The sequence below is a fragment of the Sphingomonas sp. R86521 genome, from assembly GCF_042466235.1.
Lineage (GTDB): Bacteria > Pseudomonadota > Alphaproteobacteria > Sphingomonadales > Sphingomonadaceae > Sphingomonas.
In genome coordinates this window covers 2,110,780-2,125,356 of sequence record NZ_JAXHBY010000001.1, presented here as the reverse complement: position 1 = coordinate 2,125,356, position 14,577 = coordinate 2,110,780, and the positions used below count along the sequence as shown (strand labels likewise).

Below are 14,577 nucleotides of genomic sequence, written 5' to 3'. Positions count from 1 at the left end.
TGTGGTTTCGCGGCAACGGTTGACGTTGTATTGTAGCAACGATGATCGCCGCCGCGACGCAATCGATGGACGATGAAGGCCCGGCGCATCGCTTCGCGGTGACCCCGGCTGTCGAGCTGCTCGTCGTCGGGATGGCCATCGCCGTCGCGATCGCCAGCTACTTCGTGATCGTCGGCGCCAACGACCCCCAGCGATTGATCGCACCACCGCTGATCGCCTTCCTGCTGGTCGCCAATCTGGTCCCCGACATTGCCCTGATGATGTTGCTCGGGCGACGGGTAGCGCGTCGCCGCGCTGCGCGCTCACCGGTTGGCGGTGGTGGCCGGCTGCATGTCAGGCTCGTCGCGCTGTTCTCGGTCGTCGCGGCGGTCCCCATGCTGCTGGTGACGATCTTCGCATCGCTGCTGTTCCAGTACGGCGTCCAGTTCTGGTATTCGGATCAGGCGCGCGGGATGCTCGAGAACGCCACTGGCCTGGCGCGGACATCGTACGATCAGATGCTCAGCCGCTGGGAACAGGCGGCGGTGACGATGGCGGACGATACCGCCAAATTCCTCCGCGAACGTCCGGTCGATTCGCCCGAATTCCCCGGCTTCTTCTTTCAACAGGTATATTTCCGTAGTCTGTCCGACGGCATCCTGTTCGCGATTTCGCCCAAGAACGAGTTCCAGACGGTCGCGACGATCAACCCGGATCTCGTAGAGATCGGGCATGAGGTATCGGGTCGGGACGTCGCAGCCTTGCGCGGTGGCCGCCCGAGCATCGTCTCGGTCCGCGAGAACCGCATCCAGACCATCACGAAACTGCCCGGGGCGGACAATCTGTTCCTCTACACCGCCACCGTGGTCGACATGCGGACGGTGCTCCGGCAACGCCAGCGCGGCGAGGCGGTCCAGGCAAGCTATCGCGACCTGTTGACGCGGGCGAGATCGCTGCAGCTGCGGTTCAACGCCGCCCTGCTGCTGATCTCGCTGTTGATCGTCGGCGTGGCGGTATGGATCGCGCTGACCGTCGCCGACCGCCTCGTCCGGCCGGTCGGCGAACTGGTCGATGCGGCACGTCGGGTGGCCGGAGGCGACCTGACCGCGCGCGTGCCAGATCCAAGGAGCCGCGACGAAGTCGGGACGCTGGCGAACGCCTTCAACCAGATGACCACGAGGCTGCAGGCGCAGAACACCGAACTCGTCACCGCCAACAGCCAGCTCGACAGCCGGCGTGCGTTGATCGAGGCAGTCATGGCGGGGGTTTCGGCGGGTGTGGTCGCGACCGGCAAGGACCGGACGATCAGCATCGCCAACGAATCGGCGACGGCGTTGCTGGGCGCCGGCGCGGGCGGGCTGGTCGGGCGCAAACTCGCCGATGTCGCGCCCGAACTCGACGACATGGTCGAGGGCACCGACCGCGAGGCGATCGTCGAGGTCGGGCAGGGGGCCGATGTCCGCACGCTCGCAGTGCGCATCGCGCGGCCTGCGACCGGCCCGATCCTGACCTTCGACGACATCACGCAGCAGTTGCTTGACCAGCGCCGTGCCGCCTGGTCCGACGTCGCACGCCGGATCGCGCACGAGATCAAGAACCCGCTGACCCCGATCCAGCTCGCGGCCGAACGCCTGCAACGCCGCTATGGCAGCAAGATCGAGATCGCCGAGGACGGCACCTTCGCCCGTCTGACGGACACCATCATCCGGCAGGTCGGCGACCTGCGCCGCATGGTCGACGAATTCTCGTCGTTCGCGCGCATGCCGAAACCGGTCTTCAAGGAGGAATCGCTGGTCGACGCGGCGCGTCAGGCGATGTTCCTGCACGAGGTCGCGCATCCCGGTATCCGTTTCCAGCTGATCCACGACGATCCCGGACCGACGCTGGTGTGCGACCGCCGCCAGATCGGGCAAGCGCTGACCAATATCGTCAAGAACGCCGTCGAAGCGATCGAAACCCGCGGCGCCGGCGACCACGCGGTCGTGATGACGCTGACCGAGGACCCGGGTCGCAGCATCGGAATCGAGGTCGCCGACACCGGTATCGGCCTGCCGGCGGAGCGCGACCGTATCGTCGAACCGTATGTCACGACGCGGGCACGGGGCACCGGACTTGGCCTTGCCATCGTCAAGAAGATCATCGAGGAGCATGCCGGAACGATCGGTTTCGCCGATCGACCAGGCGGTGGCACGCTCGTCACGATGCTCTTCGATACGCGTGCGCTGGCGGCGCTCGAACTGGATGGCGACGCAGGCGGCCAGAACGGCCACCAGCGGAATTCTTCCCCGGAGCCAGGCCGTGAGGGCCAGCTCGACACGATGACTCGCAATCGGACATGATGTGATGGCGCTCGATATTCTCGTCGTGGACGACGAACGCGACATTCGCGAACTGGTCGCCGGTGTCCTGGAGGACGAAGGCTATCAGACGCGCAACGCTGGCGACAGCGACGCCGCGCTGGAGGCGATCGCAGACCGGCGTCCGTCGCTGGTGCTGCTCGACGTCTGGCTGCACGGCTCGCGGCTCGATGGCCTGGAGCTGCTCGACGAGATCAAGCGGCGCGATCCGTCGATCCCGGTGCTGGTGATTTCCGGCCACGGCAATCTCGACACCGCGGTCGCCGCGATCCGCCGCGGCGCGTCCGACTTCATCGAAAAGCCGTTCGAGGCCGAACGCCTGTTGCTGATGGTCGCACGGGCGACCGAAACCGAGCGCCTTCGCCGCGAGGTCGCGACCCTGCGCGCGACGGTCGGCCGCGAGACCGACCTGACCGGCAGCTCGGGCGCGATCAACGGCGTCCGCGCAACCCTGAAGCGGGTCGCAGCGACCGGCAGCCGGGTGCTGATCATGGGCTCGGCCGGCGTCGGCAAGGAGGTCGCGGCACGGCTGCTCCACGGCTGGAGCCAGCGCACCGACGCGCCGTTCATCATCGTCAGCGCAGCCCGCATGACCCCCGAGCGGGTCGACGAGGAGCTGTTCGGCGTCGAGGAGGGCGGGGACCTCGTCCGCCCCGGCCTGTTCGAACAGGCACATGGCGGCACGCTGTTCCTCGATGAGATCGCCGACATGCCGATCGCGACCCAGGCCCGCATTCTGCGCGCGCTCACCGACCAGAGCTTTACCCGGGTCGGTGGCACCCGCGTCGTCAAGGTTGACGTTCGCGTCGTCTCCGCAACCGCGCGCGACCTGGTGTTCGAGATCGCCGAGGGCCGGTTCCGCGAGGACCTGTACTACCGACTCAACGTCGTCCCCGTGACGATCCCGCCGCTCGCCGATCGCCGCGAAGACATCCCCGCGCTGGTCCAGCATTTCATCGCGCACTACGCCGCCGAACGCCGCGTCCCGACCCCGGAAATCGCGGCGGATGCGATGGTTGCGCTGCAATCTTACGACTGGCCGGGAAATGTCCGCCAGCTTCGCAACGTCGTCGAACGGACCATCATCCTGGCACCCGGCGACCGCATCGGCCGGATCGATCTCGACCTGTTGCCCGCCGAAGTGATGGGCGATCAGGGCGACCTGGGCGGCGGCGGCGCTACCGCGATCATGGGATCGCCGCTGCGCGAGGCGCGCGAAACGTTCGAGCGCGAATATCTGCGCGTCCAGATCCGGCGCTTCTCGGGCAACATCTCGCGGACGGCGAGCTTCATCGGGATGGAGCGCTCGGCATTGCACCGCAAGCTGAAGCTGCTCGGCATTACCGAGACGCGGGACGAATAGGGCTCCGATTCATCCGGTTACTCTGGACGTAGGCGCCTCGCGATCTTAGATTGGCGATCGTGGCCGGCAAACGGTCCATCTCCGACGCCGGGAAACGGCGCCTCGCGGGCAAAGTCCCGCCAAAAACAAGGGTTATCCCATTGGCCGAAAAGCAAGGCTCGCTTCAGGATCTCTTCCTGAACGCACTCCGGCGGTCCAAGACGCCGGTCACGATGTTCCTCGTCAAGGGCGTCAAGCTCCAGGGCATCGTCACCTGGTTCGACAATTTCTCGGTCCTGCTGCGCCGTGATGGCCAGTCGCAGCTGATCTACAAGCATGCGATCTCGACGATCATGCCCGCCGGCCCGATGGACATCTCCGCGCTTATCGAAGCGGTCGGAGAAAACCAGAAGAAGCAGCCGTTGTTGCAGGAGATTTTCCTCAACGCCGTGCGCAAGTCCGAAGACAGCGTGACGATGTTCCTGATCAACGGCGTCATGCTGCAAGGTCAGATCGCCGGCTTCGACCTGTTCTGCATGCTGCTGCAGCGAGAGGGCATGGCGCAGCTGGTCTACAAGCACGCGGTGTCGACGATCCAGCCGGCGCGGCCGCTGAACCTGGCAGGCGAGGCCGATGACGAGTCGGAAGAGGATTGAGTAGCGGCTTCGATCGCGACCGCGACGAGTTCGCGCGTGGTACCAAGGCGATCGTCGTGCTGCCCGACCAGGGCGACGCGACCCGCGATGCCGATGCGCGCCTGGCGGAGACCGCCGGGCTCGCCGCGGCGATCGGTGTCGAAGTCGTCGAGCGCATCGCATACCGTGTCCGCGCGCCGAAACCGGCGACGCTGATCGGCAGCGGGCAGGTCGAGATGCTCGCCGCGCAGGTGCGGATGGAAGAGGCCGGGCTGGTCGTGTTCGACGCCAGCCTGAGCCCGATCCAGCAGCGCAATCTCGAAAAGGCGCTCGGCACCAAGGTGATCGACCGCACCGGGCTGATCCTCGAGATCTTCGGCGAGCGCGCTGCGACCGCCGAAGGCCGATTGCAGGTCGAACTCGCGCATCTCGATTACCAGGCCGGGCGCCTCGTGCGCAGCTGGACCCACCTCGAACGCCAGCGCGGCGGCTTCGGCTTCCTCGGTGGTCCGGGCGAGACGCAGATCGAGGCGGATCGCCGGCTGATCCGCGACCGCATGGCGAAACTGAAGCGCGAGCTCGAACAGGTCAGTCGCACTCGCGGGCTGCACCGCGAGCGGCGCCAGCGTGCGCCCTGGCCGGTGATCGCACTGGTCGGCTACACCAATGCTGGAAAATCCACGCTGTTCAATCGCTTGACCGGCGCCGACGTCATGGCCGAAGACCTGTTGTTCGCGACGCTTGACCCGACGCTGCGGCAGGTTCAACTGCCGGGCCTCGACAAGGCGATCCTGTCCGACACCGTGGGCTTCGTCTCCGACCTCCCGACCCAGCTGGTCGCGGCGTTCAAGGCGACGCTCGAGGAAGTCGTCTCAGCGGACCTGTTGATCCACGTTCGCGACATCGCGCATCCCGATACCGAGGCGCAACGTGCCGATGTCGAGGCGGTGCTGGCCGAGATCGGCGTCGACGAATCGACGCCGCGGTTCGAGGTCTGGAACAAGCTCGACATGCTCGATCCTGCCGACCACGACGAGGTCGCCGGAGAGGCGGCCCACCGCGAAGACGTCGTCGCTATCTCCGCACTCAGCGGGGAAGGGGTGGCCGGCCTGATCGACCAGGTCGCGGGCAAATTGACCGGCACGCACCGCCGCTATTGGCTGAAGCTGGATGCGACCGACGGCGCGGGCGTGGCTTGGCTGCACGCGCACGGGGATGTCATCGATACGCATGTCGACGGACTTGAGACGACGTATGAAGTACGGCTGTCGGAGGCGGATTATGATCGCTTCACCCGCCGCGATGTTTGACAACCTGCCATAACGCTTCCTTCGCGGCGAGATCGAGGTCGGCGAAGCCATCGCCGGCTTCGGTCTCCATGGCGCGGAAACGGGTTTCGAACTTGGCGTTGCCCTGACGTAACGCCGCCTCGGGATCGATGCCGAGGTGTCGAGCCCAGTTCGTGACGGCGAACAGCAGGTCGCCGATTTCCTCGGCAACGGTGTCGGGACCGGCGTCGACGACTTCGGCGATCTCCTCATGGACCTTGGCGAGCGAGCCGCTGGCGTCGGGCCAGTCGAACCCGACCCGCGCGGCACGCTTCTGAAGCTTTTCCGCTCGCAGCAATGCCGGCAACCCGATTGCGACACCGGCAATGGCGCTGGTATCGACCTTCTCAGCCCGCTCGGAGGCCTTGATGGCTTCCCAGCCTGGGGAGGCGTCGGCGTCACCGAAGATATGCGGATGGCGGCGTTCCATCTTGTCGCTCACCGCAGCAACGACATCGGCAAGCGTGAATGCGCCGGCTTCTTCGGCGATCCGGCTGTGAAACACGACCTGCAGCAACAGGTCGCCGAGCTCGTCCTTGAGGTCGCCCGGATCGTCACGCGCGATCGCATCGGCAACCTCGTACGCTTCCTCGATCGTATAGGGCGCGATCGAAGCCCAGGTCTGAGCCCGATCGCATTCGCAGCCTGTGACGGGGTCGCGCAACCGCGCCATGATTGCGACCAGACGTTCGATCACGACCGGCCAAACTCCAGACTGATAATATACATTATGTAAAACCTATACCGTTCTTGGTGTGAGAATGAGCGTCCGGCGTTCGACGCTCCACGACTCTAACCTAGACAGGAAGTTCATTCCGATCACGTCGGTATCGCCGAACGCCGCCGACGTGACGATCCCGAGATCGGTCGCCGTCACGCTGCCGATCACGACACGCCGCGCGGTTGCGGTCCGCGCCGTCACCGCGCCGTTCGCAGTATTGACGACCGTCGCGAACGGGCTTTCCTCGGGATCCAGTCCAGCAGCCGTCGCTGTCCCGACCGACAGCGCCGTGGTGGTCGCGCCACTGTCGATCAGCATGCGTCGCCGCACGCCGTTGATCTCGACGTCGGCCCAGAAATGCCCGTCGCCTGCCATCCGGATCCGCGTATCGGTGCCGCTGACCTGCTGGTCGCTGAGCATCGCGGTAATGTTGCCAACCCGGTGCCACTGACTGGCCACGACAAGCGCCAGGCCGAAGATCCCGATCCACGCCAGCACCATCTTGACGGTCTGCCCAAGCGGCGGTCGGCGCGCGACAAGCGCAGCGAGCGGCAGGATCAGCAGGATGCCGTAGAGCAGCAGGTCGGCGCCGCGTTCGTTCACCGGCCTAGCACGAGGCCGTCGTAGCCAGGCTCGACACCAGCGGGTAGTTCGCCGACCAAGGTGGCATAGTCCATCGTGTTGTCCATATGGATCAACGCGGTACGAGCGGGTCTCAGTATTCCGACCCAATCCAGTACCGCCGCGAGTTCGGGATGCGACGGATGCGGCCAGCGTCGCAACGCATCGACGACCCAGATATCGAGGTCCTGATACAGCGTCATCATTTCATCGGTCATGACGTTGAAATCGGTCGCATATCCGATCGCGACGCCGTCCGCCTCGAACCGCAATCCGGTCGCGCTGATGCTGCCATGCGGTTGATCGGTGACCCGGATGTCGATCCCGCCGATGGTCAGCCGATCCGGCAGCGGTTCCGCGACGATGGTCGAGGGATAGCCATGGCGACCATGAAACGCATAGGTGAACCGCGCGTCCAACGCCGCCAGCGTTGCGGGTCGCGCAAACCCCTTCACGGGTTCGCCCATCGCGTGGAAAACCTGCCGGAGATCGTCGATCCCGTGGCAGTGATCGGCATGGTCATGCGTCCAGATGACCGCATCCAGCGTGTCGATATCCGCCGCCAGCAACTGCTCGCGCATGTCGGGGCTGGTATCGATCAGGATCCGCGTGCCCTCATGCTCGACGATCGCGGAGGCTCGCGTACGCCGGTTGCGCGGTTCGGATGGGTCGCATTCGCCCCAGTCGTTGCCGATCCGCGGCACCCCGGACGACGTCCCCGACCCGAGGATCCGGATTTTCACGCGCGGGTCTTGGCAAACAAGGTGTGGAAATTCTCCGCCGTGCGCCGCGACAACTCCTCGACGGACTCGCCGCGCAACTCGGCCAGGAACCGCGCGGTATCGGCGACGAACGCGGGCTCGCCACGCTTGCCGCGATTGGGGACCGGCGCCAGGAATGGCGCATCGGTCTCGATCAGCAGCCGGTCGATCGGCAGGCGCCGCGCGGTCTCCTGGAGGTCCTTGGCGTTCTTGAAGGTGACGATCCCGGATATCGAGATATAAAGCCCCATTGCCAACGCCTTGTCCGCGAAAGCTCCGCTCGCGGTGAAGCAGTGGATGACGCCGGGATAGGCGCCCTTCCCCATCTCCTCGGCCATGATCGCCGCGGTATCGTCCTCGGCGTCGCGGGTATGGACGACGATCGGCAACCCGGTCTCGCGCGAGGCGGCGATGTGCGCGCGGAAGCTGGCCTGCTGGCGAACGCGGTCCGACGTGTCGCGGTAGTAATCGAGCCCGCTTTCGCCGAGCCCGACGACGCGCGGATGCTTGGCCCGCTCGATCAGCGTGGCGGCATCGATCGCCGGGTGCTCGTCCGCTTCGTTCGGGTGGATGCCGATCGTCGCCCAGACGTCGGGCTCGCGCTCGGCGGTTGCGACCACGTCGTTCCACTCGCGCTCGCGGGTGGAGATGTTGAGCATTGCCGTCACGCCGCGTGCGCGGGCGCGCTCGAGCACCGCCTGCTGGTCGTCGACCAGACCCTCGTAATTGAGGTGGCAATGGCTATCGGCGAGCATCAGGCAACCGCCGGCATGTCTAGGCGCGGAAACACCGGCGAAGGCGGTGCGATCCGGAAGCCCGCGGTCGCGATCCGGTCATACCAGCCATCGTCGTCGATCGCGGCATGGTCGCGTTCGTCCGCACCGACCTGGTCGAGCACCTTGCCTGCTGCGCCCGGCACCACCGGCAGGATCGCGATCGCGAGCATGCGGATCGCCCTGACCAGGGTCCGCAACACGGCGTGCATCCGCTCGGGATCGGTCTTGCGCAACGCCCAGGGCGCCTGCGCATCGATATACTGGTTGCACGCGAACACGCCGCGCATCCACGCCTCGATCCCCTGCGACAGCGCCAGATCGTTGAACCCGGATTTCAGTGCGGCGCAGGCGACGACGACCTCCTCGATCAGCATGCCATCCGCCGCGTCGACCGTACCCACACCGGGAAGAACGCCGTCCAAATTCTTCGCAATGAACGACAATGTCCGCTGCGCGAGATTGCCGAAGCTGTTCGCGAGCTCCGCATTGACGCGGGTGACGATCGCCTCGGCCGAATAGCTGCCGTCCTGTCCGAAGCTGACGTCGCGCAGCAGGAAATAGCGCAGCGCATCGACACCGAATGCATCGGCCAGTTCGCCGGGATCGACGACGTTGCCGACCGACTTCGACATCTTCTCGCCGCGGTGGAGCAGGAAACCGTGTCCGAAGACCTGTTTCGGCAACGCGATCTTCGCCGACATCAGGAAGGCCGGCCAAAAGACCGCGTGGAACCGGACGATGTCCTTGCCGATCAGGTGCAGGTCGGCCGGCCAGTAGCGCCGATCGGCGACGTCGTCGGGATAGCCGATCCCCGACAAATAGTTGGTCAGCGCATCGACCCAGACGTACATGACATGCCCTGGGCTGCCCGGCACCGGTACGCCCCAGTCGAAGCTGGTCCGCGACACCGACAGGTCGGACAACCCGCCTTCGACGAACTTCACCACCTCGTTGCGGCGCCCCTCGGGCCGGATGAAGTCCGGGTTCGCGGCGAAATGATCGAGCAGCGGCTGCTGATATTTCGAGAGGCGAAAGAACCAGCTCTCCTCGGCGGTCCATTCGACCGGCGTCCCCTGCGGCGAGCGGCGATCGTCGCCCTCCCCGGTCAGTTCCTTCTCGTCATAGAACGCCTCGTCGCGGACCGAGTACCAGCCCTCGTAGCGGCTGAGGTACAGATCGTCATTGTCCGCCATCGCCTGCCACAACGCCTGGCTGGCACGGTGATGCTCGGACTCGGTGGTGCGGATGAAGCGATCATAGGATATCTCAAGACGGTCGCACATCGCCTTGAACATGGACGACATTTCATCGGCGAGCTCGCGCACGCCCTTGCCCAGGTCACGCGCGGTCTGGACCATCTTGAGGCCATGCTCGTCGGTGCCGGTCTGGAACCGCACGTCGCGGCCCGCCTGACGCTGGAACCGGGCGATGGCGTCGGCGGCGATCGCCTCGTACGCGTGCCCGATATGCGGGCGACCATTGGGGTAGCTGATCGCGGTCGTGATATAAAAGGGTTCGGCCATGCCCGGCTCCTAGAGCATCGGCCGAAGCAGGTGAAGCCCGTCAGGCCTTGAGCGAGGCGACAAGACCAGCCATTTCGAACACCGTCGCCTGCGCATCGAGCGACAGGCCGATCGCCGCGCCAGCAAGGTCCCGCGCTGCCGCGTGCGCATCGAGCGCAGCACGCAAACGCGGTCCTGACCGCGATCGCGCCGCACTGGCGATATAGGCCGGCGCGCGATCCAGGAACGCCTCGTAACGCGGCTGCGCAGCCTTCGCGCCTAGCGACTTCGCAAGCCGCAACCGACCGACATTGTCGCGGTCGCCATCCTCGGCGATGCGGACGATGGCGTCGTCGATGCCTGCGATATCCAGCCCGGCGTAGCGCAGCGCCCGCCCCGGCGCGCCGTCGCTGACGCGGACCAGTGCCTGGACTTCGCCATCGTCCGCGTCGGGTTGTGCGGTGCGGATCGCCATCGCGACCTCGTCGTCGGACAGCGCCTCGAACCGCAGCAACCGGCAGCGCGACCGGATCGTCGGCAACAGACGTCCCGGCGCGTGGCTGACGAGCAGGAAGATCGTCCCTGCCGGCGGTTCCTCGAGGTTCTTGAGCAGCGCATTCGCACCGCCGCGCTCGAGATCGTCGATCGCGTCGATCACGACGACGCGCCGGCTGCTCATCGACGGCGTGGTCGCGAACAGCGGTTGCAGCGTGCGGACCTGCGCGATCGTGATGCTCCGCGCGATGTCCTGGTCGGGCTTCTCCGCATCCTTGGGCAGCCGCGCGAGTACGCGAAAATCGGGGTGCGATCCCGCCTCGACCAATGCCCGTGTCGGATTGCCCATCGGCACGTCGAGCCCGACCGGCAACCCCGTCGCGCCCGCGCCTTCGGCCAGCATCCGGATCGCCGCCGCCCGCGCGAAACTCGCCTTGCCGACGCCTTGCGGGCCGGTCAGCAGCCAGGCGTGATGCAACGATCGCCCGGCCATCGCCGACAGGAACGTAGCCTGCGCCGCCGCATTACCGACCACCGATGACGTCATGCCATCAGCCGAAGAAGCCGGTGAGCCCTGCCCATGCGCGGCCGAAGAACCCGGCGGTGCCGACGTCCTTGTCGGCGACCAGCGGCATCGTCTGCGTGACGCCGTCGGGGGTGCTGACGACCAGGTCGGCGATGTGCTGGCCGGCCTTGATCGGGGCCTTGATCGGGCCGTCATAGACGACCTTGGCGGTCAAATTGGGCGAGGTCCCGGCGGGCAGCGTCGCGGTCAGTGCCTTGGGTGCGATCAGGCCGACGGTCGAGGAATCGCCCATCTGGACGGCCGCGGTCTCGACTTTGCGCCCCTTCGCGACGATCGGCTTGGACGACCAGGCGCGGAAGCCCCACTCCATGAACCGCACCGACTCCTCGCTGCGCTCGCCTGAACTCTTCAGCCCCGCGACGACCATGACGAGGCGACGACCGCCCTGCTCGGCCGACCCCGTAAAGCCGTAGCCCGCCTCTTCGGTATGCCCCGTCTTCAGGCCGTCGGCACCCGCCACGCGACCCAGGATCGGATCGCGATTGGCCTGCGTGATGGCGTTGCCGCCCATCGTCTTGCCCCAGGTAAAATCACGCTTGGAGTAGAACTGCTTGTACAGCGCCGGATGGTTGGTGATCGTCGCAGCAGCGAGATTGGCGAGATCGTGCGCGGTCACATAGGTGACGCCGTTGTCGGGCCAGCCGTTCGAGGTGCCGAAATGGCTATTCTTCAGGCCGATCTCCGCCGCGGTGCGGTTCATCCGCTCGGTAAACGCCTGTTCGGATCCAGAAATGCCCTCCGCGAGCACGACGCAGGCGTCGTTCCCCGACAGCGTGACGATCCCGTAGAGCAGGTTGGCAACGCTGACGCTCTCACCCGACGACAGGAACATCGTCGAACCTGCTGCCGGGCCATGCCATTTCGCCCAGGTCTCTGGACGCACGGTCATCATCTGGTCGAGCTTCAGTTCGCCTTTGCGGACCATGTCGAACGCGACGTAGACGGTCATCATCTTGGCCAGCGATGCCGGCGGCATCCGGCGATCGGCGTCGCGCGCGAACAGCACCGCACCCGACGACAGGTCCTCCATATACGCGATCGGCGCGGCGGTCTGGAACTGCGGCGCGGCGGCGACCGACGGGTTCGCGAGCATCAGGGCGACGAGCGGAGCGGCGATCAGCGTCTTCATGGCAATTCCGTAGCTGGGAGTAACATTTCAATCCTCGGGCAGGACCTGAGCATCGCCATAGCCGCGCTCCGCGACCGCGTCACGCGCGCGTTGCAGGCGGGCGGCGTCGTCGAACGGTCCCAGGCGAACGCGCCACAATCCGCCGCCGGCGACGACGCGACCGTTCAGGCGTTCGGCAAGCGCTCGCGCGCGTGCCTCGTTGGAGAAGGTGGCGACCTGGAGGATATAGCTGCGACCCGGAACCAGATGTGAAACTGGCGTCCGCACCGGCGCCATAACGCTGGCAGCGCGCGCATAGCCGGGATCGCGCGCCGCGACCGATCGGCCGGCGTGTAGCGTCGTCGCGTCCTGCGCCGACGGTATGATCGCGCGCACGCGGACATTCGCCAGCGGCCGCCGGTCGGTGCCGAGCAACCGCGCCGCGCCGCGCGAAAGATCGATGATCCGGTCCCGCCGACCCGGCCCGCGATCGGTGATCCGCACCAGGATCGACCGGCCAGTGTCGAGCGACGTGACCTCGACGAACGATCCCAGCGGCAGCGTACGGTGTGCTGCCGTGATGGCGTTGGCATCGAACAACTCGCCCGAGGCAGTTCGATTTCCGGACATTTCCTCGCCGTACCAGCTCGCTAGACCGGTATCCTGATATCGTCCGTAGGATCCGCTGAGCGGCAGAGTCGCCCCGACGCTCTCGCGTGTGCCGCCGCATGCTGCCAGCGCGAAGGCCAGCGCGAGGACGCTAGCGTTCGACCGCATCCGCCAGCAAACCGACCGAAAGGGCGTAATAGTTCGAGCAATTGTAATCGAGGATCACGCGGTAGTTGCTGGTGAGCAGATACGCCGTTGCGCCGGGGCCATCGGGTTCGAGCAATGTCGCCATGACCGAATCACCGGGCCAGTTCCGCCCCTGAGGAACGATACCAAGCCCGCGCCACTCGGCCATCGTCCGCCAGCCGCTGTGCCGTTCGAACACCCGCGGGCAGCGCGGCGAGACCAGTCGGTTGCGGACCTGCGATCGGTCGAACTGCGCGGGCACGCTGACCGCGAAGCCCCAGGGCTGGCCAGCGCGCCAGCCGGCATCGACGAAGTAATTGCCGATCGACGCCAGCGTATCCGCCGGGCTGTTCCAGATGTCCGCACGACCGTCGCCGTCGCCATCGCGCGCCAGACGCAGATAGATCGACGGCAGGAACTGCGGATTGCCCATCGCGCCCGCCCAGCTGCCCTTCAGCTGCTCGCGCGAGATGCCACGGTCGAGGATCTTCAGCCCGGCGATGAACTCGCCCGCGAACAGGCTGCGCCGCCGGCCTTCATAGGCGAGCGTCGCCAATGACCGCAGCAGGTCGAAATTGCCGGTGTAGCTGCCGTAATTGGTCTCATGGCCCCAGATCGCGACCATCACCGATTCGGGTACGCCGGTCTCGCGTTCGATCCGCTCGAGCCGGAAGCGCTGCGCCTGATAGGCGCTCCGCCCGCGCCCGATCCGCGCCGCATCGACATGCTGCGCCTTGTACGGCGCAAACGCCGGCACCGCGCTGCTGGTCGTCGCGGCGCCCGGCTGGGCACGGTCGAGGGCGATGACGCGGTCGTTGAGCGTCAGCGTCGGGAACACCGCATCGGCGGTGCGTTGCGTAACGCCTTCGGCAAGCGCCTGCTGCCTGAGCGTCACCAGATAGGCCTGAAAGCCCGCGTCGTCCTGCGCAACGGCCGGACCCCCGCCAGAGAACGTCACGGACAGCACGATCGCGCTACGGCGCAGCCAAACGGCCGCTTTGGTTTTCCCCCACATGGCATCGATGTGCCACACCCTCCCCCCATTCGGAACCCCGCGTCGTCGCATCCCGGCCACGCGCCAGCGCAGGCCTTCATTCGGTTATGGCGGTCAACGCGCTTGCACATCTCGCCGACCCGGCCTAACCGCACGGCGTCGGGGAGTGGCGCAGGCTGGTAGCGCACCTGGTTTGGGACCAGGGGGTCGCAGGTTCGAATCCTGTCTCCCCGACCATCGTTTAATGTGGCGAGACATCTAGGCTGCTCGGCCGGGTGCAGTTCTCGCCCCGGACGATCGCTGCACCATTAATCAGAGCTGCACGCGCTGGGAGCTTGATACGCTTCTCTGCGGTCACGTGGCTGTCATTCCATCGATTTCGAAAAGCCGTCCCGATATCCGGCAAACGCCGCGCGTACGGCGTGTAAGGCCGTCCGCTTGCGTGCCGAGAACCGAAGTTATTTCAGGATTGGCTGGGGCGGCAGGGTTCGAACCTGCGAATGGCGGCATCAAAAGCCGCTGCCTTACCACTTGGCGACGCCCCACCGGGAGGCGGCCTTATAGCGGGGCAGGTCCG

Annotated in this window: 13 protein-coding genes and 2 tRNA genes; 5 read left to right on the top strand and 10 right to left on the bottom strand. The window is 66.3% G+C overall.

All coding sequences use genetic code 11. The features are described 5' to 3' along the window. Positions 1-41: 41 nt before the first annotated feature. From SJY20_RS09845 to hflX, 4 genes are read left to right on the top strand one after another with little or no spacing between them, the layout of a single operon-like run. Positions 42-2,318: an ATP-binding protein gene (locus tag SJY20_RS09845; protein WP_380786626.1), complete on the top strand. Its 2,277-nt coding sequence runs from the start codon at positions 42-44 to the stop codon at positions 2,316-2,318. A 4-nt stretch (positions 2,319-2,322) separates the two neighbouring features. Beyond that, positions 2,323-3,699, top strand: coding sequence for a sigma-54-dependent transcriptional regulator (locus tag SJY20_RS09840; RefSeq protein WP_380786625.1), 1,377 nt, complete (start codon positions 2,323-2,325; stop codon positions 3,697-3,699). Between the two features lie 50 nt (positions 3,700-3,749). Continuing rightward, positions 3,750-4,334, top strand: coding sequence for an RNA chaperone Hfq (hfq, locus tag SJY20_RS09835; RefSeq protein ID WP_380786624.1), 585 nt, complete (start codon positions 3,750-3,752; stop codon positions 4,332-4,334). Then, positions 4,331-5,623 carry a GTPase HflX gene (hflX, locus tag SJY20_RS09830; RefSeq protein WP_380786623.1) on the top strand — a complete coding sequence of 431 codons (1,293 nt, stop codon included), beginning with the start codon at positions 4,331-4,333 and terminating at the stop codon, positions 5,621-5,623. The genes hfq and hflX overlap by 4 nt, the downstream gene beginning before the upstream one ends. Here hflX and mazG read toward each other — a convergent pair. The 9 genes from mazG to SJY20_RS09785 all read right to left on the bottom strand — a co-directional run bounded on the left by mazG (position 5,604) and on the right by SJY20_RS09785 (position 14,021). Continuing rightward, entirely contained in the window at positions 5,604-6,314 is a 711-nt protein-coding gene (gene mazG, locus SJY20_RS09825; protein ID WP_380788630.1) for a nucleoside triphosphate pyrophosphohydrolase, read from the bottom strand. The two genes, hflX and mazG, sit on opposite strands and share 20 nt — an antisense overlap. Before the next feature lie 66 nt (positions 6,315-6,380). Continuing rightward, positions 6,381-6,965: a TIGR02281 family clan AA aspartic protease gene (locus SJY20_RS09820; RefSeq protein ID WP_380786622.1), complete on the bottom strand. Its 585-nt coding sequence runs from the start codon at positions 6,963-6,965 to the stop codon at positions 6,381-6,383. Continuing rightward, positions 6,962-7,726, bottom strand: a complete 765-nt coding sequence (locus SJY20_RS09815; protein WP_380786621.1) for an MBL fold metallo-hydrolase — start codon at positions 7,724-7,726, stop codon at positions 6,962-6,964. The genes SJY20_RS09820 and SJY20_RS09815 overlap by 4 nt, the downstream gene beginning before the upstream one ends. Next, positions 7,723-8,499: a TatD family hydrolase gene (locus tag SJY20_RS09810; RefSeq protein WP_380786620.1), complete on the bottom strand. Its 777-nt coding sequence runs from the start codon at positions 8,497-8,499 to the stop codon at positions 7,723-7,725. Before SJY20_RS09810 ends, SJY20_RS09815 begins: the two co-directional genes overlap by 4 nt. Next, complete coding sequence (gene metG, locus SJY20_RS09805) at positions 8,499-10,043, bottom strand: methionine--tRNA ligase (protein WP_380786619.1); 1,545 nt, start codon at positions 10,041-10,043, stop codon at positions 8,499-8,501. The genes SJY20_RS09810 and metG overlap by 1 nt, the downstream gene beginning before the upstream one ends. A gap of 40 nt (positions 10,044-10,083) precedes the next feature. After that, positions 10,084-11,064 (bottom strand): AAA family ATPase, encoded by a 981-nt coding sequence (locus SJY20_RS09800; protein WP_380786618.1) that lies wholly within the window; start codon positions 11,062-11,064, stop codon positions 10,084-10,086. 4 nt (positions 11,065-11,068) lie between these two features. Next, positions 11,069-12,232, bottom strand: coding sequence for a D-alanyl-D-alanine carboxypeptidase family protein (locus SJY20_RS09795; RefSeq protein WP_380786617.1), 1,164 nt, complete (start codon positions 12,230-12,232; stop codon positions 11,069-11,071). 27 nt (positions 12,233-12,259) lie between these two features. Further along, positions 12,260-12,988: a septal ring lytic transglycosylase RlpA family protein gene (locus SJY20_RS09790; protein WP_380786615.1), complete on the bottom strand. Its 729-nt coding sequence runs from the start codon at positions 12,986-12,988 to the stop codon at positions 12,260-12,262. Continuing rightward, on the bottom strand, positions 12,972-14,021 hold the full coding sequence (locus tag SJY20_RS09785; RefSeq protein WP_380786613.1) for a lytic transglycosylase domain-containing protein: 1,050 nt from the start codon (positions 14,019-14,021) through the stop codon (positions 12,972-12,974). The genes SJY20_RS09790 and SJY20_RS09785 overlap by 17 nt, the downstream gene beginning before the upstream one ends. Positions 14,022-14,160: 139 nt before the next feature. Between SJY20_RS09785 and SJY20_RS09780 the strand changes: the two genes are divergently transcribed. Then, positions 14,161-14,237: transfer RNA gene (locus tag SJY20_RS09780), tRNA-Pro, on the top strand. Positions 14,238-14,470: 233 nt separating this feature from the next. On the opposite strand, the gene SJY20_RS09775 is transcribed toward SJY20_RS09780, so the two are convergent. Continuing rightward, a tRNA-Gln gene (locus tag SJY20_RS09775) sits at positions 14,471-14,545 on the bottom strand. Between the last annotated feature and the right edge of the window lie 32 nt (positions 14,546-14,577).